Source organism: Streptomyces dysideae, assembly GCF_001514305.1.
In the GTDB taxonomy this organism is placed as follows: domain Bacteria; phylum Actinomycetota; class Actinomycetes; order Streptomycetales; family Streptomycetaceae; genus Streptomyces; species Streptomyces dysideae.
Map to the genome: position 1 here is coordinate 18,411 of NZ_KQ949078.1, position 24,659 is coordinate 43,069.

Consider the following 24,659-nt stretch of genomic DNA (forward strand, 5'->3'; position numbering starts at 1 on the left):
ATGGCTGACCAGTCCATTCCGGAGGCCCGCACCCCCGAGACGGCACTCAATGCGGGCGTTTCCGAAAACTCATCCCCTGAAGAGGGCGTTTCGCGGCGACGACTGCTCGGTACCGCCGGCGCCACCGGGCTCGTACTCGGCGCGGCCGGCGGAGCCGTGGGGTACGCCGCCCGGCCCGCCGAAGCCACACCGCTCGCCTCACTCGGCACCGGCCAGTCGATGTTTCACGGGAAACATCAGCCCGGCATCACCCAGGGCCTCCAGGCCCGCGGCCACCTCGTCGCCTTCGACCTGGCGGCGGGCTCGGGCCGCGAGGAAGCGGCCGCACTGCTGCGCCGCTGGTCGGAAACAGCCCGACGGCTGATGGCGGGCGAGGCGGCAAAGCAGGACGACACCGATGTCGCCCGGGACGCGGGACCCTCGTCCCTGACTCTCACCTTCGGCTTCGGGCACAGCTTCTTCGGCCGCACCGGCCTGGAGAAGCAGCGCCCGGTCGCGCTCGACCCGCTGCCCGACTTCTCCTCCGACCAGCTCGACAAGTCCCGCAGCAACGGCGACCTGTGGGTACAGATCGGCGCCGACGACGCGCTGGTCGCCTTCCACGCCCTGCGCGCCATCCAGAAGGACGCGGGCAGCGCGGCCCGGATCCGCTGGCAGATGAACGGCTTCAACCGCTCGCCTGGCGCCACCGCCCAGCCCATGACGGCCCGCAACCTCATGGGCCAGATGGACGGCACGCGCAATCCGAAGCCGACGGAGTCCGACTTCGACCAGCGGATCTTCGTGCCCGCCTCCGGCTCGAAGGACCCGGCCTGGATGGCGAACGGCTCCTACGCCGTCGTACGCCGCATCCGGATGCTCCTCGACGACTGGGAGCAGCTCTCGGTCAAGGAGCAGGAGGACGTCGTCGGGCGCCGCAAGTCCAACGGCGCACCGCTGTCCGGGGGCACCGAGACGACCGAGATGGACCTGGAGAAGACCGACACCCAGGGCAATCTCATCGTCCCGATCAACGCCCACGCACGCATCAGCCGCCCCGACCAGAACGGCGGCGCGGCAATGCTCCGCCGCCCCTTCTCCTACCACGACGGCTTCGACACGGACGGCGTGCCCGACGCGGGCCTCCTCTTCGTCTGCTGGCAGGCCGACCCCCTGCGCGCCTTCGTCCCGGTCCAGCGCAAGCTCGACCGCGGGGACGCGCTGTCGAAGTTCATCCGCCATGAGGCGAGCGGCCTGTTCGCGGTGCCGGGCGGGGCGGCAGAGGGGGAGTATGTGGGGCAGCGGTTGCTGGAGGGGTGAGGGGCATCCCTTGGAGGGGCTGCGGCGAGCTGTGTACGCCGGGTTTCGCAAGCCCCATTAGGGTGAGGTCATGCCAGCGAGCTATGCGTATCTCGGTCCCGAAGGCACCTTCACCGAAGTCGCCCTGCGCACTCTTCCCGAGACGGCCACCCGGGAGCTGATCCCGTACGTGTCCGTGCAGTCCGCGCTCGACGCGGTGCGCACCGGCGAGGCCGAGGCCGCGTTCGTGCCGATCGAGAACTCCGTCGAGGGCGGGATCACCACCACGCTCGACGAGCTGGTCGCGGGCGCGCCGCTGATGATCTACCGCGAGGTCCTGCTGTCGATCACCTTCGCACTGCTGGTCCGGCCCGGTACGAAGCTCTCGGACATCAAGACGGTCTCCGCGCACCCCGCCGCCCAGCCGCAGGTGCGCAACTGGCTGAAGAAGAACCTCCCGGACGCCCTCTGGGAGTCGGCCGCCTCGAACGCGGACGCCGCGCGGCTGGTCCAGGAGGGCCAGTACGACGCCGCCTTCGCGGGCGAGTTCGCGGCCGCCCGGTACGGCCTTGAGGCCCTGGAGACCAAGATCCACGACGCCGAGAACGCGCAGACGCGGTTCGTGCTGGTCGGCCGGCCCGCCCGGCCCGCGGCGCCGACCGGCGCGGACAAGACGTCCATCGTGCTGTGGCAGCGCGACGACCATCCCGGCGGGCTGCGCGACCTGCTGGGCGAGTTCGCCACCCGCGGCATCAACCTGATGCTGCTGCAGTCCCGGCCGACCGGCGCGGGCATCGGCGACTACTGCTTCTGCATCGACGCCGAGGGCCATATCTCCGACCGCCGGGTGGCCGAGGCCCTGATGGGGCTCAAGCGGATCTGCCGCCAGGTGCGGTTCCTGGGCTCGTACCCGCGTGCGGACGCGAGCGTGGCGGACGTGCGTGCTCCGCTGCCGGGGACGTCGGACGAGGAGTTCGTCGCGGCCTCGGACTGGGTGGCGCGGTGCCAGGACGGCCGTTTCTAGGGCGTTCCCCTTGGGTTTCTGGGGCGTTTCCTGCTGCTCCTACCTGCATATTTTCGTTATCCACAGGCGTTATCCACAGGTTGGCTTCTCGACGTGGGGACAAGTCGACAACGAAGTACCACTCAGTCGACAAATCGTCCTGCGGCCCCCAAGTTCGTCCACAGCCCCACAGGTCACCCTTCGTCCACTCGTTTCCTTTGATCAATCCTTTGAGGTGACCCATTTCCACTCGAAAGTGGGCACACAGAGGGTTTGGCTAGGGAATTCTTCGCCCCGCACACCCCGATTCGGAATGATCACTTCCGGCATCCACAGATCTTTCGCACAGCCTGTGGATAACTTTCCGGGGCTGTGGATCCCTGTGGACGGGGCGGCCCCAAGTCCCGTTCCCCACAAGGAAATCGAGTCAACCGGACCCCTGGCACCCGACCCGTTCCGGTGAGTGAGGCACCTTTTTATTGACACCCGCCGCAATTCCTTCATAACGGTACGTAAGGTGCAGTCCGGAATAGTGAGTCGTGAGCTCTCACCCCGCACCGGTAGCCTTGACCGCGTGATTGACCTTCGCCTGCTCCGTGAGGACCCCGACCGTGCGCGCGCCTCCCAGCGCGCCCGTGGAGAGGACGTCGCGCTCGTCGACTCCCTCCTGTCTGCCGACGAGCGGCGCAGGTCGTCCGGCGTCCGCTTCGACGAGCTGCGTGCCGAACAGAAGTCGCTCGGCAAGCTCATCCCCAAGGCCTCCGGAGACGAGAAGGCCGAGCTGCTGAAGAAGGCGAGCCAGCTCGCCGCCGACGTCAAGGCCGCCGACGCCGAGCGTGACGCGGCCGACACCGAGACCCAGGAGCTCCTCCTCCGACTCAGCAACCTCGTCCACCCGGACGTCCCCGTGGGCGGCGAGGAGGACTTCGTCACCCTCGAGACGCACGGCACGATCCGCGACTTCGGCGCCGAGGGCTTCGAGCCCAAGGACCACCTGGAGCTCGGCCAGATCCTCGGCGCGATCGACGTGGAGCGCGGCGCCAAGGTCTCCGGCTCCCGCTTCTACTTCCTCACCGGCGTCGGCGCCCTGCTCGAGCTGGCCCTGGTCAACGCGGCGATCGCCCAGGCCACGGCGGCCGGCTTCACGCCGATGCTGACCCCGGCGCTGGTCCGCCCGCAGTCGATGGCCGGCACCGGCTTCCTCGGCCAGGCGGCCCAGGACGTCTACCACCTCGACAAGGACGACCTGTACCTCGTCGGCACGTCCGAGGTCCCGCTCGCGGCGTACCACATGGACGAGATCATCGACGCCGACCGTCTGCCGCTGCGCTACGCGGGCTTCTCGCCCTGCTTCCGCCGCGAGGCCGGCTCGCACGGCAAGGACACCCGGGGCATCTTCCGCGTGCACCAGTTCGACAAGGTCGAGATGTTCTCCTACGTCTCCCCCGAGGACTCGCAGGCCGAGCACCAGCGCCTGCTGGAGTGGGAGAAGCAGTGGCTGACGTCGCTGGAGCTGCCGTACCGCGTCATCGATGTCGCCTCCGGTGACCTCGGCTCCTCGGCCGCCCGCAAGTTCGACTGCGAGGCGTGGATCCCGACCCAGGGCAAGTACCGCGAGCTGACCTCGACGTCGGACTGCACCGAGTTCCAGTCCCGCCGGCTGTCGATCCGCGTCCGCGACGGCAAGCAGGTCAAGCCGCTGGCCACGCTCAACGGCACGCTGTGCGCCGTACCGCGCACGATCGTGGCGATCCTGGAGAACCACCAGCAGGCCGACGGCTCCGTCCGGGTCCCCGAGGTGCTGCGCCCGTACCTGGGTGGCCGGGAGGTCCTGGAGCCGGTCGCCAAGTGACGGCCGACGGCTTCCCCTTCGGACTGATCGCGACCGACCTCGACGGAACGCTCCTGCGCTCCGACGAGTCGGTCTCGCGGCGCACCCGTGACGCGCTCGCCGCGGCCACCGCGGCGGGCGCCGCGCACATCGTGGTGACGGGGCGCTCCGTCCCGTGGACCCGGCACATCCTCGACGACCTGGGCTACGCGGGCCTCGCCGTCTGCGGGCAGGGCGCGCAGGTGTACCACGCGGGCGAGCACCGGCTGCTGACCTCGGTCACCCTGGACCGGCAGCTCGCGGGTGTGGCCCTGGCCAAGATCGAGGCGGAGACCGGCCCGCTGTTCCTGGCGGCGAGCCGCGACGGCCTGGACGGTGACGTGCTGGTCGGGCCCGGCTACGAGGTGCAGGGCACGCTCCCGGCGACGCCGTTCACGGACGCGGCCGACCTGTGGACCGCGCCGCTGAACAAGCTCTACATCCAGCACCCGACCCTCACGGACGACGAGCTCGCCGAGGTGGCCCAGCGCGCCGCCGGTGGTTTCGTCACGGTCACCATGGCCGGCGAGGGCATCGTGGAGCTCCTCCCCCTCGGCCTCTCCAAGGCCACGGGCCTGTCCCTGGCGGCCCGCCGCCTGCGTCTCAAGGCCGCCGGCACGATCGCCTTCGGCGACATGCCCAACGACATCCCGATGTTCGCCTGGGCGGCCCGGGGCGTGGCGATGGCCAACGCCCATGTGGAACTGACGGCGGTGGCGGACGAGGTGACGTCCTCCAACGAGGAGGACGGAATCGCGGTGGTGGTGGAGCGGTTGCTGGGCTGAGCTTCGCAAGTGCCCTGCGGCTGTGAGCACTCACGGTGTGCGGAGGATGCACGAATCGAACGTGCGCGGGCTTTCCAGGCCCGACCATGACTTGCTTCTGATTGAGCACAGCGCAAGCCAGTGCCTTACCACTCGGCCAATCCTCCGGGTGGGCGGCCTCACGCGAGAGCGAGTCGCGTGCTCGAAGCGGCCGCCCCGGGCAGCTCCCCCTGCGGAGCGGGCTCTTCGGAGCGGTAGCTACTCCGGAGTCCGCCGCGGGCTGCCCTGAAGGGAGCTGGACGTACTGCCGTGCATGGACATCGTCCCGCTCCTCTCCCGGTGTGTGGCGCCGACCCCGTACGTCCGGCGTTGTGTGGACATAACCACTGTGCCTGTACGAGGAGTTGGGCGCCACCGATTAAAGAGCGGCCGTACGACGTCCTACCGGCGCCGCCACCTGCGACGGCGTCCCTTGCTGAAGAACCACCCGGCGGGCGGCTCGTCGGAGCGCCAGGGCTGCGGCTCGGGCTCGGTGTCGCGCCAGCGCGCGGCCAGCATGCGGGCCCGGGCGGACGGTTCGGAGGTCTCGGCGGACCGTATGAAGTCCTCGTCCAGGACCAGGTCGTCCCACCCGCCCCCGGACTGCTCACGGTCGTCGTACTGCGGCGTCTCGCCTGCCATCCCCGTCCTCCTAGCCGTCCAGCCGTCCCCCCGTCCCTTGTTGCCCAGTGTGCCTGGACAGAGGTGAAGCCCCCGTCAAGATCCGAGTTGCCTACTCCTCCCCGGCCAGCGTCAGCGACCGCAGCTTCTGCCCCGCGTACCAGGTCGCCAGTACGGTGACCGCCGCCAACAGCACGGTCGCGGTGGGCAGTCCGACGTCGGACGTCACCATGTCTCCTCCGGAGACCTTCTGCGCCACGGCCAGCGCCCACTGTTGGACGCTCAGCGTGCGCGCGCCCTCCACCAGCGAGCCGAACAGGGCCTCCCAGACCAGGGCGTAGACGAGGCCGAAGACCACCGCGTGCCGGGACACCGTGCCGAGCAGCAGGAAGAGCGCGGCGTAGGCGATGGAGGCGACCAGGGCGGCCACCGTGTAGGCGACGGCGATCTGCTGGCCGTTGCCGTTCAGGATGAGGCCCGCGACGAGTGTGGGCACCGCCGAGAAGACCATCGTGACGGCGATCGCGACGATCAGCTTGGTGAAGATGATCGTGGGCCGCTTGATGGGCTTGGACAGCAGGTAGACGACGGAGCCGTCGTCGATCTCCGGGCCGATCGCGCCGGTGCCGGCGATGACGCCGATGATCGGCACCATGGTGGCGAGCGCGAGGCCGCCCAGGACGTCGGCGGCCGTCTGGTCGTCGGCGCCGGCGAGGCCGCGCACGGCCACGGCGATGACGATGAGCAGCAGTGGCAGGGCGCCCAGGATGAGGGCCCGGCGGCGGCCGAGCAGGGCTCGGTAGGTGAGTCGGGCGACTGTGGGGTCGTACATCTTCGGCCTCCTACGCCGCGACGAGATACGAGAAGACGGACTCGAGGGACTCGTCGGACGGCGAGACCGTGAGCAGCCGGATGCCGTGGTCCCTGGCCACCCTCGGCAACAGGGCCGTGAACCGGCCGAAGTCGACGGCCTGGACGCGCAGCACACCCTCCGTGAGGTCGACTTCGATGCCGGACGTCGACGGGTCGGCGATCAGCGCGGCCGCGAGGGCTCGGTCGTCGCTGGAGCGCACCAGGTAGCGGTGCGGCCGGTCGGTCATCAGACGGCGGATCCGGCGGAAGTCGCCGCTGGCCGCGTGCCGTCCGGCGACGACGACCTCGATGTGGCGGGCGAGCTGCTCGACCTCTTCGAGGATGTGGGACGAGAACAGCACGGTGCGGCCCTCGTCGCCCATGCGCCGCAGCAGGTCCATGAGCTGCATGCGCTGGCGCGGGTCCATGCCGTTGAAGGGCTCGTCGAGCAGGAGCAGCGACGGGTCGTGGACCAGGGCGGACGCCATCTTCACGCGCTGCCGCATGCCCTTGGAGTACGTCTGGATCTTGCGGTCCTGCGCGTACTCCATCTCGACGGTGGCGAGTGCCCGCTGGGCGGCCTTGGCGCCCAGGCCGTGCAACTCGGCGTTGGCGACGACGAATTCGCGGCCGGTGAGGAAGTCGTACATCGCCTCACGCTCGGGGACGATGCCGATGTGCTGGTAGATCGACTCGTTGCGCCACACCTGCCGGCCGTCGAGAGTGACGGTGCCGGTGGAGGGGGCCAGGAAGCCGCCCATCATGTTGATGAGGGTGGACTTTCCGGCGCCGTTGGGGCCGAGGAGGCCGGTGACGCCGGGGCCGATCGTCATGGTGATGTCGTTGACGGCGACCACGTTGCCGAACCAGCGGGAGACGTGGTCGAGGGCGAGTGTGGTCACAGTCCGACCTTTCGGTAGCGGCGCATCAGGAGGCCGTAGCAGGCGGCGATCAGGCCCAGGGTGACGAGGACGTAGACGACCCCTTCGCCGTTGCTCGGGCCCACCCCGCCGGGGAACGCGGAGCTCGCGCCCAGGAAGGCGGACTGCACGCCGTCGATGAGCGTGACCGGCGAGAAGAGGCCGATCCAGGCGATGGCGCCGCTGCTGCCCCCACCGTCACCGAGGGACTGGGCGTCGGCGATGGCCTGGAGTGTGGAAACCGCGCCGTAGGAGATGGTCAGGACGGCGATCACGGCCGCGATGCCGAAGCCACGGCGCGGGGTGACCGACGCGATGACCAGGCCGAGGCCGGCGAAGAGCAGTGAGAGCAGTGCCACGGACACGAGTCCCTGTGCGAATCCCTTGGTCTGGTCGGCGAAGTCGAGCTTGGCCAGCAGTGCGCCCACGTAGAGCACCAGAAGCGGGGCGGCGGTGAGGACGAACAGCGCGGAGGCCAGCGCCGCGAACTTCGCCCGTACGTAGTCGGCGGTCTCGATGGGCCGCGAGAAGTACAGCGGGACGGTCTTGAAGCGCAGGTCGCGGGAGACCGACTGGGGTGCCTGCGAGGCGACGTACAGGCTGATGACGGCCTGCATGACGATCGCGTAGCGCGTGTAGTCGAGGGGCAGGTCCTTGGCCTTCGTGGCGACCGCGACGGCGACCATGATGGCCGCGGGCACGCACATCACCACGAACAGCAGCATCGGCAGCACCTTGGACTTCACCGAGCGGCCGAGGCCGTAGGAGCCGCGCAGGGACTGCGAGTAGAGGGAGCGGCGGGCGTAGGCGCGGCCCAGGCGAGGGCCGTCGTAGGCGCGGTAGCCGATGTTGTGGATGCGGGTCTGGTCACCCGCCGGGGTCGCTACGGGGTGCTCAACTGCCATGGCCGACCGCCTCCTTCCGCTGCTCGTCCTCGCTCTTGAAGACTTCTGAGATGTGGTGCCGGCGCTGTTCCATGCGCACCAGGCCGAGGCCGAGGTCGGCGACCACGTCGCGCACCAGGTCGTATGTCTCCTCGCCCTGCGCGGTGAGCAACAGGACGTGCCCGGCGCCCGGGAGGCCTCCGCCGCCGTCGACGACGTCCGCACCGCGCGCGTGCAGCGCTTCACGCACCGCGCGCGTGCCGTCCGGGTGCTCGTCGGTGTCGGTGACCTCGATGGCGAGGGTCGTCGTGGTCTGGGTGAAGTCGGTGGTGGAGCTGGAGCGCAGGAGCTTGCCGCCGTCGACGACGACCACGTGGTCGCAGGTGCGTTCCAGTTCGCCCAGCAGGTGCGAGGTGACCAGGACCGAGATGCCGAAGTCGGTGTAGATGCGGCGGATGAGGCCGAGCATCTCGTCGCGGCCGACCGGGTCGAGGCCGTTGGTCGGCTCGTCCAGGAAGACCAGCTGGGGGTCGTGGACGAGTGCCTGCGCGAGCTTCACGCGCTGCTTCATGCCGGTGGAGTAGCCGCCGATGGGGCGGTAACGCTCCTCGTACAGGCCGACGTGGCGCAGGGTGTCCGCGGTGCGCTCGCGGGCCGCGGTGGGCGGCAGGCCGGACATGCGCGCCATGTGGACGACGAACTCGGTGGCCGAGACGTCGGGCGGCAGACAGTCGTGCTCCGGCATGTACCCGACGCGCTCGCGGATGTCGGCGCCCTTGGTGGCGACATCGAGGCCGAGCACTTCGGCGCGGCCCTCGGTGGCGGGGGACAGACCCAGCAGGATCTTGATCAGTGTGGACTTGCCGGCTCCATTGGCTCCGACGAGTCCGGTCACACCGGGCCCGACATCCACGGAGAGCCGGTCAAGCGCGGTCACCCGGGGGAACCGCTTGCTCAGGCTTTCGGTCGCGATCACAGTCACGCTTCGAAGGTAGTGACCCATGCCACGCCGGTCGTCACCCCGCAGAGCTGTCTTGACGTCAGACTCAAGACGTACGGGGCCCTAGGGGTCACCCTGAGGTCGAACAACGCGGCCGTGGTTTTCCACATCCGCGAGGTTTTCCACAGGCCGAAGCAGGTCTATTGACGCAGCCTCTAACAACTGTCACATTCGCCAGTGTCAAGTTACGGGCACGTACCGCAGTCAGTGTGGACGAGTGGGGCGGTGGCATGACTACGGCGGTGACAGGCGAACTCTCCAAGGATCTGCGGGGGTTCCGGGTGGTCCAGCGGCTGGCGTACGAGTGCGCCGAGGCCGTCGCGGCGCGGCTGGAGCCGGGGATCACCGAGCGCGAGGCGGCGCGGATGCAGCGCGAGTGGCTGCGCGAGCGCGGGGTGCGGGACTGGTTCCATCTGCCCTTCGCCTGGTTCGGGGACCGCACGGCGTTCGTGAACTTCCGTCTCCCGCTGCAGTTCTTCCCCACCCACCGCCGGCTGGAGCCGGGGATGCCGTTCATCCTGGACATGGCCCCGGTCTACGACGGCTTCACGGCCGACATCGGCTACTCGGGCTCGCTCGGCATCAACCCGGTGCAGAACAAGCTGATGGCCGACCTGGAGGCGCACCGCGAGCTGATCCTGCGCGAGGTGCGCGAGCGGCGGTCGCTGCGGGAGATCTACGAGGACGTGGACCGTCTGATGGTCCGCCAGGGCTACGCCAACCGGCACCGCGCGTATCCGTTCGGCGTGATCGCGCACAAGGTGGACCGGGTGCGGCAGCGCCGCTGGTCACCGCATGTCTTCGGGTTCGGCACCCAGTCCCTGAAGGGCCTGGCGAGCGACGCGTTCCACGGCCACCGCGAGGGCTGGTCGCCGCTGTGGTCGCCGTACCGCTCCTCCGACCACCCGCCGCAGCCGGGCCTGTGGGCGGTCGAACCGCACCTCGGCTTCCGGGGTACCGGCGCGAAGTTCGAGGAGATCCTCGTCGTCACCGACTCCAGGGACCCCGAGCAGAGCGCCTTCTGGCTGGACGACGATCTGCCGTGGGGGTCCCCCCGCGCGAGGTCGTTCGAGCGTGGCGGAGAGCGGCGCTGGGCGGAGGACGAGTGACGGTGCTGACGGGTGCGCGTGAGCGCCGGGTGCGGACCGGCGGGGTCGAGCTGTGCGTCGCCGAGCTGGGGGACCCCGGACAGCCGACGGTGATCCTGGTGCACGGCTATCCGGACAGCAAGGAGGTGTGGTCCGAGGTCGCACCGCGGCTGGCGGAGCGCTTCCATGTCGTGCTGTACGACGTCCGGGGCCACGGCCGCTCGACGGCTCCGCGGCCGCTGCGGGGCGGGTTCACGCTGAAGAAGCTGACGGACGACTTCCTGGCCGTCGCGGACGCGGTCAGCCCGGACCGGCCGGTGCATCTGGTGGGGCACGACTGGGGCTCGGTGCAGTCCTGGGAGTTCGCCACGGTCCAGCGCACCGAGGGCCGCATCGCGTCCTTCACCTCGATGTCCGGCCCCTCCCTCGACCACTTCGGCCACTGGATCAACAAGCGCCTCAAGCACCCCACACCACGCCGGGTCGGCCAGCTCCTCGGGCAGGGCGCCAAGTCCTGGTACATCTGTCTGCTGCACACGCCCGTGCTGCCCGAACTGGCCTGGCGCGGCCCCCTCGGCAAGCGCTGGCCGAAGATCCTGGAGCGCGTCGAGAAGGTCCCCGGCAACGGCGGCTACCCCACCTCGTCGCTGCCCACAGACGCGGCGCACGGGGCGTGGCTGTACCGGGACAACGTACGGGCCCGGCTGCGTCGCCCGCGCACCGATGCGTACGCGCACGCGCCCGTGCAGCTCATCACGCCCCTCGATGACGCCTTCCTCTCCGAGAAGCTCTACGACGAACTGGAGCTGTGGGCCCCGCAGCTGACCCGGCGCACCCTCCCGGCCAAGCACTGGATCCCGCGCACCCGACCCGACCGACTGGCCGCCTGGATCACCGAGTTCGTCACGTCCGTCGAGGGCGGACGGCCGCGGGCGGTGACAGCGACCGGGAAGTACGCCGACCGGTTCGGCGGGCAGCTCGTGCTGGTCACCGGCGCGGGCAGCGGCATCGGGCGGGCGACGGCGTACGCGTTCGCCGAGGCCGGCGCGCGCGTGGTGGCCGTCGACCGGGACGCGGAGGGCGCGGCCCGCACCGCCGAGATGTCCCGGCTGATCGGCGCCCCCGAGGCCTGGGCGGAGACCGTCGACGTCTCCGACGAGCAGGCCATGGAGAAGCTCGCCGCGAAGGTCGCCGCCGAGTACGGCGTGGTCGACGTCCTGGTGAACAACGCCGGGATCGGCCTGGGCGGCGCCTTCCTCGACACCACGCCGGAGCACTGGAAGGAGGTCCTCGACGTCAACCTGTGGGGCGTCATCCACGGCTGCCGCCTCTTCGGGAAGCAGATGGCCGAGCGCGGCCAGGGCGGCCACATCGTCAACACCGCGTCGGCGGCCGCCTATCAGCCCTCCCGGGCGCTGCCCGCCTACAGCACCTCCAAGGCGGCGGTGCTGATGCTGAGCGAGTGCCTGCGCGCCGAACTGGCGGGCCGGGGCATCGGCGTGAGTGCGATCTGCCCCGGCTTCGTCAACACCAACATCACCTCGACCGCGCGCTTCGCCGGCGTCGACGCGGCGGAGGAGAAGCGGCGGCAGAAGAAGTCGGCGCGGCTGTACGCGCTGCGGAACTACCCGCCGGAGAAGGTCGCCGACGCGATCCTGCGGGCGGTGGTACGCAACCAGGCCGTCGTCCCGGTGACGCCGGAGGCCCGGGGCGCCCACCTCATGTCCCGCTTCACGCCGCGGGCGCTGCGGGCGATCGCGCGGCTGGAGCCACCCCTGTGACCGGGATCGCTCCCCGCCGCGTGTCGTTCGACCGGTCGCGCACGCCGCTGCGCTGGATCCCGAGCGAGCCGACCGCGACCCATGTCATCAACGTGCTGCACCTGCTGCTGCCGGCGGGGGAGCGATGGTTCGTGAAGGTCTTCAAGGAGGGACTGCCGCTGGTCAGGGACCCCGGACTCCTCGATGACGTGAAGGGATTCATGGGCCAGGAGGCCACGCACAGCGTCCAGCACGCGCACGTGCTGGACCACCTGGCGGCCGAGAAGCTCGACACCGCCGACTTCACCCGGCACGTCGACTTCCTCTTCGAACGGCTGCTCGGCGAGCGTCCCCCGCTGGGCGCGCCGATAGCCGACCGCGAGTGGCTGCGCTTGCGGCTGGCGGTCGTCGCGGCGATCGAGCAGTTCACGGCGGTCCTCGGCGACTGGGTCCTGGCCGCCGACGGCCTGGACCGGGCCGGCGCCGACGAGGTCATGCTCGACCTGCTGCGCCGGCACGGCGCCGAGAAGGTCGAACACCGCGCGGTCGTCTTCGACATGTACCAGCACTGCGGCGGCCCCGGGAGATCCCGGTACGCCCGCCGGATCGCGGGCATGGCGGTCACTGCGCCGGTGATGCTCGACATGTGGATGTGGGGAACGGCGTATCCGATCCGGCACGATCCCCAGCTGGCGGGCCGCATCCGCTGCTCTCTCGCCGAGCACGACAGGGCTGTGCGCAAGGGCCTGTTGCCCGCGTGGAAAGAACTGGGCGCGGCGATACCCCGGTACGTCCGGCGGTCGTACCACCCGTCGCGGGAAGGGTCGTTGAGCCGGGCGGTGGAGTACCTGCGGAGGTCACCGGCGGCGAGGGCGGCCGCGTGAGCGACACACCCTGCCTCCGGATCGAGGACCTGGCCCACCTCAGCGGCGCCACGGTCCGCACCATCCGCGCCTACCAGGACCGCGGCCTGCTCCCCCGCCCAGAGCGCCACGGCCGCGCCAACCTCTACTCCGACGCCCATCTCGTCCGGCTGCGCCAGATCGCCGACCTCCTCGACCGCGGCTACACCCTGGCCTCCATCAAGGAACTCCTGGACGCCTACGACGCGGGCCGCGGTCTCGGCGGGGTGCTCGGGCTGGTCGCCGAGGTGGACGGGCCGTGGACCGACGAGGAGGCGGTACGGATCTCACGCGCCGAGCTGGACGAACGGTTCGGCGGCACCCCGGACGACGCGGCGGTCGCCGACGGCGTGGAGCTCGGGATACTGGAACCGGTCTCCGGCGACGAGGACTCCTTCCTCGTCCCGAGCCCCCAAGAACTCGCCGTGGCCGTCGAGTTGCACGCGGCCGGAGTGCCGCTGTCCGCGATCTCCGGCCACCTACGGGAGTTGAGGGGACAGGTCGAGCACATCGCCGCCCGCTTCCTGGAGTTCACCACCGAGCACGTCTTCGCTCGCTACCTCGACGGACCCCACCGTCCGACCGACGCGGACGCGGCCGAGGCGGCCTCTCTCGTCCGCCGACTGCGACCGCTCGCGCAGCAGACGGTGGACGCGGAACTGGCCCGCGCGATGCGGTTGTTGGCGGTACGGCAGCTGCGCCGGCAGCTCGGCACGGGAGAAGCGGCGGAGGAGCGGAACCAGACGCGTTCCGTGGCCCTGCCCGCCGAGACGATGCAGGCTGTGGAGAGGCTGGTTGGCCCGGACCAGGTCGCGGCGTTCATCACGCTGGCCGCCGAACGGGAGGTGAGGGCACGCGCTTTGGACCGGCTCGCCGCAAGTCACGCCACATCAGCTGATCTTGATCAAACACCCTGATTTGAAGGTCAGTTGTCCACAGAATCGCCAATTCCCCTGTGGATAACAGTACTTGGCTGTGGATCAAACATCCGGTTCGAAATCATTCGCGTGATCCACGTCTCTCCCGCACCCTGAGGGCATGGATGAAAGACGCGCCGTAAAGGTGTCGAAGTATCTCTCGAAACACCTGCGCCACCAGCCCGAGCGGATCGGGCTCGCCCTCGACGAGGGCGGCTGGGTCGAGATCGACGTACTGATCGCCGCGGCCGCCGCGCACGGCTTCCGGTTCACGCGGGACGAGCTGGACCACGTGGTCGCCGCGAACGACAAGAAGCGCTTCGCGATCGAAGGAACCCGCATCCGCGCCAGCCAGGGCCACAGCATCGACGTCGAACTCGGACTGCCCCCGGCGACACCCCCGCAGTACCTCTACCACGGCACCGTGGCCCGCTACCTGGACGCGATCCGCGCCGAGGGCCTGCGGCCCATGAACCGGCACGACGTACACCTCTCACCCGACCGCGAGACGGCGACCAGGGTCGGCGCCCGGCGTGGCCGCCCCGTGGTGCTCTCCGTGGACGCCGGCGCCATGCACCGCGACGGCCATGTCTTCCATGTCAGCGCCAATGGGGTGTGGCTGACGAAGGCGGTGCCGTCGGAGTACCTGCGGTTTCCAGCAGGCCACTGACGGCGGCGTGATCGGCGGGCCCCCCGCCCCACGAGGTGATCACGCTCAGCCCGTGGCTGAGCGGCCGCGCACGGTGACTGTTTCACGTGAAACCCATTCGGGCGCATACGCTCGAAGCATGAGCTTGCGCCTGAGCACCGTGATCCTCCCGTATCGCCGCTGGTCCGAAGGTGGCCGTGAGGCGTGGCAACGGGCGGAGCAGCTCGGCTTCCACACCGCGTACACATACGACCACCTGTCCTGGCGCAGCTTCCGGGACGGCCCGTGGTTCGGTGCCGTGCCGACGCTGACCGCCGCCGCGGCCATCACCGACCGTCTCCGTCTGGGCACCCTGGTGACCTCGCCGAACTTCCGGCATCCGGTGCCCTACGCCAAGGAGCTGATCTCCCTCGACGACATCAGCGGCGGCAGGTTCACGCTGGGCGTCGGTGCGGGCGGCTCCGGGTTCGACGCCACCGTGCTCGCGCAGGACCCGTGGACGCCGCGCGAGCGTGCCGACCGGTTCGCCGAGTTCGTGCAGCTGCTCGACCGGCTACTGACCGAGGGTTCGGTGTCGTACGAGGGCGATTTCTACTCCGCGCACGAGGCGCACAACATCCCGGGCTGTGTGCAGCGCCCCCGGCTGCCCTTCACGGTGGCCGCGACCGGGCCGCGCGGATTCCGGCTCGCCGCGCGCTACGGCCAGGCGTGGGTGACCACTGGCGACCCCAAGCTGTACGAGAACGGCACTTCCGAACAGTCGATTCAGGCCATTCGCGAGCAGGTCGAGCAGCTGACCGACGCATGCGACGAGATCGGCCGGAACGCGGCCGGAATCGACAGGATCCTGCTCACCGGTTTCACCCCCGACCAGGGCCGCCCGCTGGAGTCGCTGGACGCGTTCGTGGACTTCGCGGGGCGCCATCAGGAGCTGGGTTTCACCGAGATCGTGGTCCACTGGCCCATCCCGGACTCGGATTTCGCGGTGGACGAGAAGATCTTCGAGCAGATCGCCATGGAGGCGGCCGCGCAGCTGCGCTGAGCCGGCGGTCCTGGTGGGGGGTGGTATCTCCTCATGCGTCTCCTCACATGTGCGGACTGCCGCACGCCCGTGCGGGCATATGCGGGAGAATGGCGGGGTGACCTCAGCGACTCGACAGCCCCAGACCCCGGCCGCCGCGGTCCGCCCGCGGCTCATCGCCACCGACCTCGACGGCACGCTGCTACAGGACGACAAGTCGGTGTCCCCGCGCACGGTGGCCGCACTGGCCGCGGCCGAGGAGGCGGGTGTCGAGGTCTTCTTCGTCACCGGCCGCCCGGCCCGCTGGATGGACGTCGTCAGCGACCATGTCCACGGCCACGGCCTGGCGATCTGCGGAAACGGCGCCGCCGTGGTCGACCTGCACGGCGGCCCCGGCGCCCACAAGTTCGTGAAGGTGCGAGAGCTGGCGCGGGCGAACGCCCTGGACACCGTACGGCTGTTGCGCGAGGCCGCGCCGGGCACGGTGTACGCGGTCGAGCAGACGTACGGCTTCTACCAGGAGCCGGACTATCCCAAGCTGCACATGGAGATACCGGACGACCTCGCGCCCGCCGAGTGGCTGCTGGGGCCGGACGCGCCGGGCACTGACGAGCCGGTGCTGAAGATCCTGGCCTACCACCCCACGCTCGACCCCGACGCCTTCCTCACCCTCGCCCGCCTCGCCATCTGCGAGCGCGCCAACGTCACCCGCTCCAGCCCCAGCGCCCTGCTGGAGATCAGCGGCCCCGGCGTCTCCAAGGCCAGCACGCTCGCCCTGTGCTGCGCCGAGCGCGGCATCTCCCACGAGGAGGTCGTCGCCTTCGGGGACATGCCGAACGACGTCGAGATGCTGACGTGGGCCGGACAGTCGTACGCGATGGGCAACGCGCACCCCGATGTGATCGCCGCCGCGTCGGGCCGGACGGTCGCCAACAACGAGGACGGGGTGGCGGTCGTGATCGAGCGGATGCTGGCGGACCGGATGTGAGAGGCGCCGTACGGATGTAAGTGGCGCGCCGCCCATGGAGCGCGCCCCTTACAGACGCGCCGGCCGGGCAGCTATCCGAGCGGCACCCCTCGTGCCGTCAGCCACGGCACCGGATCCACCCCCGACCCCAACTCCGGGGTGACCCGCACCTCGAAGTGCAGGTGCGGGCCGGTGGAGTTGCCGGTGGTGCCCGACTGGCCGATCCGCTGGCCGGTGCTCACCCGCTCGCCCTGATCGACGCTGACGGCGGCGAGATGGGCGTACTGCGTGTAGTAGCCGCCCGCGTGCTGGACGACGATCTCGATGCCGAAAGCGCCGCCGCACGACACCTTCGCCACCCGGCCCGCGCCGACCGCCCGCACCGGCGTCCCGATCGGCACCGCGAAGTCCTGCCCGGTGTGCCGGTTCGCCCACCGTGCCCCGCCGTTGCCGAACCCCGCGGACAGCTCGTACGTCTCCACGGGCGCGACCCAGGTCTGGGTGAAGCTCGTTCGCGGCTGGTCGAGCCGGACGGCACCGCGGCACGCGCCGGCCGCGACGGAGGCGTCGGCCTGCCCCTGCAGCTGCCCCCGCGCCTCTTCGAGCTTCTGCTCGATGTCCTTCTTCAGCGAGGCGAGTTGGGCGTTCCGCTTCTCCAGCATCTGCCAGGCCGCCGCGGCCTTCGCCTCGTCCGCGGCGAGCCTCGCCTCGGCCCGGCGGCTCTTGTCGATGGCGTTGCTGACGGCCAGATTCGCCTGCGAGAAGACATGCTGACCGCGCATCAGCTCGTCCGGGCTGCGCGCGAGAACGATCTGCGCGGTGAGCGGCATCCCGCCACTGGTGCGGTACTGGGCGCGCGCGATGCGGCCCAGGTCCTCGTGCATCACGGCGATCTCCCGCCGCTCCCGGTCGAGCAGCCCCTCGATCCGCTCCGCCTTCCCCCGCTGCGCCTCGGCCTCCTGCCGCCCCGCCTCGTACTGCTGCGTCGCCACGGCGGCGTCCTCGTACAGCCGGGCCACCTGGGCACTGATGTCGGAGTCGCCACCGCCGTCGGCGGCTTCGGTCGGACGAGCCGCGAGCACGGCGAGCGCGCACAGCAGCACCGGAACGAACAGCGGGTGACGGCGAAGTGATCGCATGTCAGCGATCGTGGCCCGCACTGGGGGTCGCGGTCCTGTTCAAGTCGTACGCCTGGGGGAACGGTTGCTGCGGATGGCTCAGTGCGGTGCCTGCCACACGCGCAGGGGCGGCGATGAGGTTCTTGCCGGTGAGGTCGCCGACCAAGGTGTCGACCGGGCCCGACCGCAGCTCGGCGGCAGCGGCAGCATCATGGCCGGTCCGAAGTCGCGTGCGAACCCGGTGGCGATGCGTGGGCCGGCGTCCCCGCCGGACAGCAGGGCAGTGGTGACGGCGACCGATCCGTCGATCCAGCGCTCGCGCTGCTGGGCGGCCTCGTACAGGCGCGCGTCGCCGATGGCGATCCCGGCCTCGGTGACCGGCACGCGGACCATGGCGAGGTCGCAGTCGTCGAACGGCTGCCCGCACCGCTTCTCGGTCAGGTACAGGTTCCCGAAGATCTCCCCCTGCACCCGGATGGGGACGCCGAGGAAGCCGCGCATCGGCGGATGGTGCTCGGGGAAGCCGCAGGACCACGGGTCCTCTGGGGGCGCCGAGCCGCCCCTTGTCCCCGTCGGGCAGCCGTCCGATCCGCCGCGCGGTGCCCTCGTCGACGCCGTGGTGGACGAAGTCGGCGAGCCCGTCCCCGTCCTCGGCGACGACGCCGATGGCCGCGTAGCGGGCGTCCGTGAGCGCGGCGGCGGTCTCGCCGATCCGGTCCAGCGTGGCGTGCAGCTCGAGCCCGCTGCCGACGGACCGCATCGCCTCCAGCAACTGCGGCAGCCGCGCGGCCGGGTCGGCCGGCTCACCGAAAGTCGAACCGGTCCGCCACCGAAAGCCGAGCACGCCCCATGGCCCTACCGCACCCCCACCAGCAGATCCGCCTCTTCCTCCCGCTCCGCCATCCCCCGAAGCGGCCCGTCCACGGCGGTCAGCTCGGCATAAGAGCCACGCTGCACCACGCGCCCGCCGTCCAGCACGACCACCTCGTCCACGGCGTCCAGCCCGGCCAGCCGGTGGGTGATGAGCAGCGTCGTGCGGCCTTCGGTGGCGGCCAGCAGGTCGGCGGTGAGCACGTCGGCGGTCGGCAGGTCGAGGTGTTCGGCGGGCTCGTCGAGGACGAGGACGGGGAAGTCGGCGAGCAGCGCGCGGGCCAGTGCGAGCCGCTGCCGCTGTCCGCCGGACAGCCGTGCCCCGTGCTCGCCGACGAGGGTGTCGAGCCCGTCGGGCAGACCGTCGGCCCAGTCGAGCAGCCTGGCGCGCTTGAGGGCGTCGCGCAGTTCGTCCTCGGTGGCGTCCTTCTTGGCGAGGAGCAGGTTCTCGCGCACGGAGCTGTCGAAGAGGTGCGCGTCCTGCGCGCACAGCCCGACGAGCCGTCGTACGTCGTCGCCGTCCAGGGCGTACGCGTCCACGCCGCCCAGCGTGTATGAGCCGGCGTCCGCGTCCAGGAACCGCAGCAGCACCTGCGCCAGTGTCGTCTTGCCGGAGCCGGACGACCCGGCCACGGCGATCCGGCGCCCCTGTTCCAGGGTCAGGTCGAGCCCTGCCAGGGCGTCCCGGTCCTGCCCGGCGTGACGGGCGGTCAGGCCCCTGACGGCGACCGGGAAGGGGGACGCGGGCGCCTGCCGGGGCCGCTCCGGCTCCCGTACGGGCTCGGGCGCGTCCAGCACCTCGTGCACGCGCTCGGCACTCCGGTACACCCTCTGCCGGTACTGCACGGCAAGCGGCAGCCCCAGGACGGCCTCGAAGGCGGCCAGCGGGGTGAGTACGACGACGGCCATGGCCACGCCGCTCAGCCGCCCGTCGGCGACCGCCTGGGCGCCCACGAGGGCGGTGGCGGCGACGGTCAGCCCGGAGACGAGGGCGGTGAGCCCGTCGCCGAGCGCGGTGGCGGTGGCGGCACGCGAGGCGATCCGGGTGAGGGTCCCGTCGGCCCGCCGGGTGTCGGCGGTGCGGGCGGGCAGGGCACCGGCGACGGTCAGTTCGGCGGTGCCGGTGAGCAGGTCGGTCACGCGCGTCGCCAGTACCCCGCGGGCGGGGGACAGCCGGCGTTCGGCCCGCCGGGCGACGGCACCGGTGACGACGGGGACACCGGCGCCTGCCGCCAGCAGCCCGACCGCGAGCGCGGCACCGGCCTCGGGCAGCAGCCAGGCGGTGAAGCCGACGGACCCGGCGGACACGACGACTGCGGCACCGGCGGGCAGTAGCCACCGCAGCCAGTAGTCCTGCAGGGCGTCCACATCGGCGACGAGCCGTGACAGCAGGTCACCCCGGCGGGTCGTGCGCAGCCCGGCGGGCGCCAGCCGCTCCAGACGCCGGTAGACGGCGACCCGGGTGTCGGCGAGCATCCGCAGCACCGCGTCGTGCGACACCAGCCGCTCCGCGTACCGGAAGACGGCCCGCCCGATGCCGAAGGCCCGCGTGGCTGTCACGGCGACCATCAGATACAGCACGGGCGGCTGCTGCGAGGCCCGCGAGATGAGCCACCCGGAGGTGGCCATCAGCCCGACGGCACTGCCGAGCGCGAGGCTCCCGAGCAGCAGCGCGAGGCCGAGCCGTCCGCGCCGGGCGCCGGACATGGCGCGGACGCGGGCCAGGACGCCGCGGGGGGCCGCCGTCTCGGCCGGCTCGTCGGAAGCGGCCTCGACGGTGGCCTGCTCCTCGATCAGGGGCGCCGCGGCCACCTTCGCCGTGCCCTCCGGGGGAGCGGGCGCGATCGCCTCCGCCAGCCGCACGACCCGGTCCGCCACCCCGAGCAACGCCGGCCGGTGGACCACGAGCAGCACGGTCCGCCCCACGGCCAGCCGCCGTACCGCTTCCACGACCTCGGCCTCGGTGGCCCCGTCGAGCGCGGCGGTCGGCTCGTCGAGCAGCAGTACGGGCCGGTCCGCGAGGAACGCCCGGGCCAGCGCCAGCCGCTGCCGCTGCCCGGCGGACAGCCCGGCCCCGTCCTCGCCGAGCAGGGTGTCGGCGCCCTGCGGAAGCGCGGCCACGAACTCCAGCGCGCCCGCGTCCTCCAGCGCCCTTCGTACGGCGGTGTCGTCCGCGTCGGGACACGCCAGCCGTACGTTCTCGGCGATCGTCCCGGCGTACAGGTGCGGCCGCTGCGGCACCCACGCGATCCGCGACCGCCACTGCTCCAGGTCGACCTCGGCGAGATCGGCTCCCCCGACCAGTACCCGCCCCTCGGTCGGCCGCACGAACCCCAGCAGGACGTTCAGCAGCGTCGACTTGCCCGCCCCGGACGGCCCGACGAGCGCGACCGTCTCCCCGGGCTCGACGGCGAAGGACGCGTCCGTCACGGCGTCCCCGGAACGCCCGGGATACCGGACCGTCACGCCCTCGAAGGACACCGCCTCGGACGGCACCGGCGCGCTGCCCGACTCCGGCACGGGCGTCTCCAGCACCTCGAAGATCTCCTCGGCCGCGGCCAGCCCCTCCGCCGCCGCGTGGTACTGCGCCCCGACCTGGCGCAGCGGCAGATACGCCTCGGGCGCGAGGACGAGGACGACGAGCCCGTCGTACAGATGCATCTCGCCGTGGACGAGCCGCATACCGATGGTCACGGCGACCAGGGCCACCGAGATCGTCGCAAGCAGTTCCAGCGCGAACGACGAGATGAAGGCGATCCGCAGCGTCCGCATGGTCGCCTGCCGGTACTCGCCGGTGATCCGCCGGATCGACTCGGCCTGCGCCTTGGCCCGCCCGAACACCTTCAACGTCGGCAGCCCCGCGACGACGTCCAGGAAGTGCCCGGACAGCCGTGACAGCAGCCGCCACTGACGGTCCATCCGGGACTGCGTGGCCCAGCCGATCAACACCATGAAGACCGGGATGAGCGGCAGGGTGCCGACGATGATGGCCGCTGAGACCCAGTCCTCGGTCACGATCCGCGCCAGCACGGCCACCGGCACGACCACCGCCAGCCCCAACTGTGGCAGATAGCGCGAGAAGTAGTCGTCGAGGGCGTCAACGCCCCGCGTGGCGAGGGCGACCAGCGATCCGGTCCGCTGCCCGCTCAGCCAGCCTGGACCGAGCTCGGCGGCACGCTCCAGCAGCCGGCCCCGCAGCTCCGACTTCACCGCCGCGCTCGCCCGGTGGGCGGCGAGCTCGGTGAGCCAGTTGACCAGGGCACGACCGCAGGCGACGGCCACCAACAGCAGCAGGGGAGTGCGGAGTTCGGCGGCCGACAGCCCCTGCTGGAACGCACCCACCACCATCTCGGCGATGAGCATGGCCTGCGCGATGATCAGCCCCGCGCCGACGGCGCCCAGGCCGACGACCGCCATCAGGAAGAGGCGGGTGGCTCGGGCGTAGCGGAGGAGACGCGGATCGATGGGTTTCACGTGAAACATGCCCTTCGGCCCAGAGAGGGGTGTTTCACGTGAAACATCGTGAAGCACCCCTCCGCGGTGGACTCAGTGAGTGGCAGCGGTGTCGGCGATGTGCTGCGTACCGATCCGCTTGCGGAACACCCAGTAGGTCCAGCTCTGGTAGAGCAGGACGACCGGCGTGGCAATCGCCGCACACCACGTCATGATCTTCAGGGTGTACGGACTCGACGAGGCGTTGGTGACCGTGAGGCTCCACTCGTCATTGAGCGAGGACGGCATGACGTTCGGGAAGAGCGTCAGGAAGAGCATCGCCACGGCGGCCACGATGGTGACGCCGGACAGGGCGAACGACCATCCTTCGCGCCCGACCTGGTTCGCCACGAGCGCCGAGACCAGCGCCGCGACGGCCACGACCAGGGCGACCAGACTCTTGCCGTCGCCGTTCTCGATCTGCGTCCAGAGCAGGAAGATCAGCGCCGACACGGCCGTGGCGAGACCGACTTGCAGGGCCAGCGTCCGCGCCCGCTCCCGGATGTCCCCGACGGTCTTGAGCGCCGTGAACACCGCCCCGTGGAAGGTGAACAGCGTCAGCGTCACCAGGCCGCCGAGCAGGGAGTACGGGTTGAGCAGGTCCCAGAAGTTGCCGACGTACTCGAGATCCTGGTCGATCTTCACGCCCCGCACGATGTTGCCGAAGGCCACGCCCCACAGGAACGCCGGGATCAGCGAGGTCCAGAAGATCGCGTGCTCCCAGTTGCGCTGCCAGTTCTCCTCGGGCCGCTTCGCCCGGTACTCGAAGGCGACGCCCCGGACGATCAGGCAGACCAGGATGATCAGCAGGGGCAGATAGAAGCCGGAGAAGAGCGTGGCGTACCACTCGGGGAATGCGGCGAAGGTCGCGCCGCCCGCCGTGAGCAGCCACACCTCGTTGCCGTCCCAAACGGGCCCGATGGTGTTGATCAGCACCCGCCGCTCGGGCCGGTCACGGGCGAGCAGCTTGGTGAGGATGCCGACTCCGAAGTCGAAGCCCTCCAGGAAGAAATAGCCGATCCACAGGACGGCGATCAGGACGAACCAGACGTCGTGAAGTTCCATGACTGTGCAGCTCCCTTGGCCTAGTACGAGAAGGCCATCGGCTTGTCGGCGTCACGGGTGTCGCCGCCGATCTTCGTGGGCGGGTTGAGGTCGGCCTCGGTGAGCTCGGGCGGACCGGCCTTGACGTACTTCACCAGCAGCTTCACCTCGACGACGGCGAGGATGGCGTAGAGCGCGGTGAAGACGATCATCGAGGTGAGGACTTCACCCTGGGAGACGCCGGGGGAGACCGCGGCGCGGGTCTGCAGGACGCCGTAGACGACCCACGGCTGGCGGCCCATCTCGGTGAAGATCCAGCCCCAGGAGTTGGCGATCAGCGGGAAGCCCAGGGTCAGGATCGCGATGCGCCAGTACCACTTGGTGAGCTTCGGGCCGAGGGCCTTCTTGGGCAGCAGCACGAGATGCGGCACCTCGTCGTCACCCACCCTCAGGTGCTGCGGCAGCATGAACTTCTTGCGGGTCAGCCAGAGTCCGGCCAGGCCGATGGCGAAGGACGCCATGCCGAAGCCGATCATCCAGCGGAAGCCCCAGTAGGCGACGGGGATGTTGGGCCGGTAGTCGCCGGGCCCGTACTGCTCCTGCTCGGCCTTGTTGACGTCGTTGATGCCGGGGACGTACGAGCTGAAGTCGTCCTTGGCCAGGAAGGACAGCAGCCCCGGAATCTCTATGGCGACCCTGTTGTGGCCCTTGTCGACGTCACCGACGGCGAAGATCGAGAAGGGCGCCGGCTCCTCGCCGTCCCACAGCGCCTCGGCCGCGGCCATCTTCATCGGCTGCTGCTCGTACATGATCTTGCCGAGGACGTCGCCGCTGACCGCGGTGAGCAGACCGCCGATGGCGACGGTGACCAGGCCGAGCCGCAGCGAGGTCTTCATGTCGCTGATGTGCTTCTTGCGAAGCAGGTGGAAGGCGGCGATGCCGACCATGAAGGCGCCGCCGGTCAAAAAGGCCGCGGAGAGGGTGTGGAAGACTTGGGCGAGCGTGGTGTTCTGGGTCAGCACGAGCCAGAAGTCGGTGAGCTCGGCCCGCCCCTTCGCCTCGTTGATCTTGTAGCCGACAGGGTGCTGCATCCACGAGTTGGCCGCGAGGATGAAGTACGCCGACAGGATCGTGCCGATGGAGACCATCCACATACAGGCCAGATGGATCTTCTTCGGCAGCTTGTCCCAGCCGAAGATCCACAGCCCGATGAAGGTGGACTCGAAGAAGAAGGCGATCAGTGCCTCGAAGGCGAGCGGAGCGCCGAAGATGTCACCGACGAAGCGGGAGTAGTCGGACCAGTTCATGCCGAACTGGAACTCCTGCACGATACCGGTGACGACACCCATCGCAATGTTGATCAGGAAAAGCTTGCCCCAGAACTTCGTCGCTCTGAGGTATTTCTCCTTGCCCGTCCGTACCCAGGCGGTCTGCAGGCCGGCCGTGAGGGCGGCCAGCGAGATCGTCAGAGGGACGAACAGGAAGTGGTAGACGGTGGTGATACCGAACTGCCATCGCGCCAGCGTCTCCGGCGCCAAAGCCAATTCCACGTCGCAGTCTCCTTACGTCGCCGTGGGAACAGCGGCAGTTTGCCCCTTAT

At 70.4% G+C, this 24,659-nt stretch carries 20 protein-coding genes, 1 tRNA gene and 1 pseudogene; 11 read left to right on the forward strand and 11 right to left on the reverse strand.

Annotation, left to right across the window (positions count from 1 at the left end; genetic code table 11):
* The 4 genes from efeB (at position 1) to AQJ91_RS08525 (ending at position 4,936) form a co-directional block, all read left to right on the forward strand.
* The gene (gene efeB, locus AQJ91_RS08510) at positions 1-1,299 is read left to right on the forward strand and encodes an iron uptake transporter deferrochelatase/peroxidase subunit (RefSeq protein WP_067018116.1); all 1,299 of its coding nucleotides are present in this window, start codon (positions 1-3) and stop codon (positions 1,297-1,299) included.
* 70 nt (positions 1,300-1,369) lie between these two features.
* A complete protein-coding gene (pheA, locus tag AQJ91_RS08515; protein WP_067018118.1) occupies positions 1,370-2,302 on the forward strand; it encodes a prephenate dehydratase in 933 nt (310 codons plus the stop codon).
* A 553-nt stretch (positions 2,303-2,855) separates the two neighbouring features.
* On the forward strand, positions 2,856-4,133 hold the full coding sequence (serS, locus tag AQJ91_RS08520; RefSeq protein WP_067018120.1) for a serine--tRNA ligase: 1,278 nt from the start codon (positions 2,856-2,858) through the stop codon (positions 4,131-4,133).
* Positions 4,130-4,936 carry an HAD family hydrolase gene (locus AQJ91_RS08525; protein ID WP_067018122.1) on the forward strand — a complete coding sequence of 269 codons (807 nt, stop codon included), beginning with the start codon at positions 4,130-4,132 and terminating at the stop codon, positions 4,934-4,936. Before serS ends, AQJ91_RS08525 begins: the two co-directional genes overlap by 4 nt.
* 40 nt (positions 4,937-4,976) lie before the next feature.
* Here the strand turns inward: AQJ91_RS08525 and AQJ91_RS53430 are convergent.
* The 6 genes from AQJ91_RS53430 to AQJ91_RS08550 form a co-directional block, all read right to left on the reverse strand.
* Positions 4,977-5,082 (reverse strand) — tRNA-OTHER (locus tag AQJ91_RS53430).
* A gap of 274 nt (positions 5,083-5,356) precedes the next feature.
* Positions 5,357-5,596, reverse strand: coding sequence for an SGM_3592 family protein (locus AQJ91_RS08530; protein WP_067018124.1), 240 nt, complete (start codon positions 5,594-5,596; stop codon positions 5,357-5,359).
* Positions 5,597-5,687: 91 nt separating this feature from the next.
* Positions 5,688-6,407, reverse strand: a complete 720-nt coding sequence (locus AQJ91_RS08535) for an ABC transporter permease subunit (protein ID WP_067018126.1) — start codon at positions 6,405-6,407, stop codon at positions 5,688-5,690.
* Positions 6,408-6,417: 10 nt separating this feature from the next.
* Positions 6,418-7,329, reverse strand: coding sequence for an ABC transporter ATP-binding protein (locus AQJ91_RS08540; protein ID WP_067018129.1), 912 nt, complete (start codon positions 7,327-7,329; stop codon positions 6,418-6,420).
* Positions 7,326-8,252, reverse strand: a complete 927-nt coding sequence (locus AQJ91_RS08545; RefSeq protein WP_067018131.1) for a hypothetical protein — start codon at positions 8,250-8,252, stop codon at positions 7,326-7,328. Before AQJ91_RS08545 ends, AQJ91_RS08540 begins: the two co-directional genes overlap by 4 nt.
* Complete coding sequence (locus AQJ91_RS08550; protein ID WP_067018133.1) at positions 8,242-9,207, reverse strand: ABC transporter ATP-binding protein; 966 nt, start codon at positions 9,205-9,207, stop codon at positions 8,242-8,244. The genes AQJ91_RS08545 and AQJ91_RS08550 overlap by 11 nt, the downstream gene beginning before the upstream one ends.
* A 254-nt stretch (positions 9,208-9,461) precedes the next feature.
* On the opposite strand from AQJ91_RS08550, the gene AQJ91_RS08555 reads away from it, so the two are divergent.
* The 7 genes from AQJ91_RS08555 to AQJ91_RS08585 all read left to right on the forward strand — a co-directional run bounded on the left by AQJ91_RS08555 (position 9,462) and on the right by AQJ91_RS08585 (position 16,556).
* Complete coding sequence (locus tag AQJ91_RS08555) at positions 9,462-10,340, forward strand: M24 family metallopeptidase (protein WP_234381924.1); 879 nt, start codon at positions 9,462-9,464, stop codon at positions 10,338-10,340.
* The gene (locus AQJ91_RS08560; RefSeq protein WP_067018135.1) at positions 10,337-12,100 is read left to right on the forward strand and encodes an SDR family oxidoreductase; all 1,764 of its coding nucleotides are present in this window, start codon (positions 10,337-10,339) and stop codon (positions 12,098-12,100) included. The genes AQJ91_RS08555 and AQJ91_RS08560 overlap by 4 nt, the downstream gene beginning before the upstream one ends.
* Positions 12,097-12,963 (forward strand): metal-dependent hydrolase, encoded by an 867-nt coding sequence (locus AQJ91_RS08565; RefSeq protein WP_067018137.1) that lies wholly within the window; start codon positions 12,097-12,099, stop codon positions 12,961-12,963. Before AQJ91_RS08560 ends, AQJ91_RS08565 begins: the two co-directional genes overlap by 4 nt.
* The gene (locus tag AQJ91_RS08570; protein WP_067018139.1) at positions 12,960-13,898 is read left to right on the forward strand and encodes a MerR family transcriptional regulator; all 939 of its coding nucleotides are present in this window, start codon (positions 12,960-12,962) and stop codon (positions 13,896-13,898) included. The genes AQJ91_RS08565 and AQJ91_RS08570 overlap by 4 nt, the downstream gene beginning before the upstream one ends.
* Positions 13,899-14,019: 121 nt before the next feature.
* Complete coding sequence (locus tag AQJ91_RS08575) at positions 14,020-14,568, forward strand: RNA 2'-phosphotransferase (RefSeq protein WP_067018141.1); 549 nt, start codon at positions 14,020-14,022, stop codon at positions 14,566-14,568.
* Positions 14,569-14,686: 118 nt separating this feature from the next.
* Positions 14,687-15,589: an LLM class flavin-dependent oxidoreductase gene (locus AQJ91_RS08580; RefSeq protein ID WP_067018143.1), complete on the forward strand. Its 903-nt coding sequence runs from the start codon at positions 14,687-14,689 to the stop codon at positions 15,587-15,589.
* Positions 15,590-15,668: 79 nt separating this feature from the next.
* The gene (locus AQJ91_RS08585) at positions 15,669-16,556 is read left to right on the forward strand and encodes an HAD hydrolase family protein (RefSeq protein WP_199847878.1); all 888 of its coding nucleotides are present in this window, start codon (positions 15,669-15,671) and stop codon (positions 16,554-16,556) included.
* Positions 16,557-16,627: 71 nt separating this feature from the next.
* Here the strand turns inward: AQJ91_RS08585 and AQJ91_RS08590 are convergent, their stop codons facing one another.
* From AQJ91_RS08590 to AQJ91_RS08610, 5 genes and pseudogenes are all read right to left on the reverse strand, one after another.
* Complete coding sequence (locus AQJ91_RS08590) at positions 16,628-17,674, reverse strand: M23 family metallopeptidase (protein WP_067018705.1); 1,047 nt, start codon at positions 17,672-17,674, stop codon at positions 16,628-16,630.
* Positions 17,675-17,911: 237 nt separating this feature from the next.
* Positions 17,912-18,413 (reverse strand): annotated as a pseudogene (locus AQJ91_RS08595) (GAF domain-containing protein); the annotation flags it as partial.
* Between the two features lie 95 nt (positions 18,414-18,508).
* A complete protein-coding gene (cydD, locus tag AQJ91_RS08600) occupies positions 18,509-22,006 on the reverse strand; it encodes a thiol reductant ABC exporter subunit CydD (protein WP_234381931.1) in 3,498 nt (1,165 codons plus the stop codon).
* Between the two features lie 63 nt (positions 22,007-22,069).
* Entirely contained in the window at positions 22,070-23,080 is a 1,011-nt protein-coding gene (gene cydB, locus AQJ91_RS08605) for a cytochrome d ubiquinol oxidase subunit II (protein WP_067018146.1), read from the reverse strand.
* Between the two features lie 20 nt (positions 23,081-23,100).
* Positions 23,101-24,609 carry a cytochrome ubiquinol oxidase subunit I gene (locus tag AQJ91_RS08610; RefSeq protein WP_067018148.1) on the reverse strand — a complete coding sequence of 503 codons (1,509 nt, stop codon included), beginning with the start codon at positions 24,607-24,609 and terminating at the stop codon, positions 23,101-23,103.
* Between the last annotated feature and the right edge of the window lie 50 nt (positions 24,610-24,659).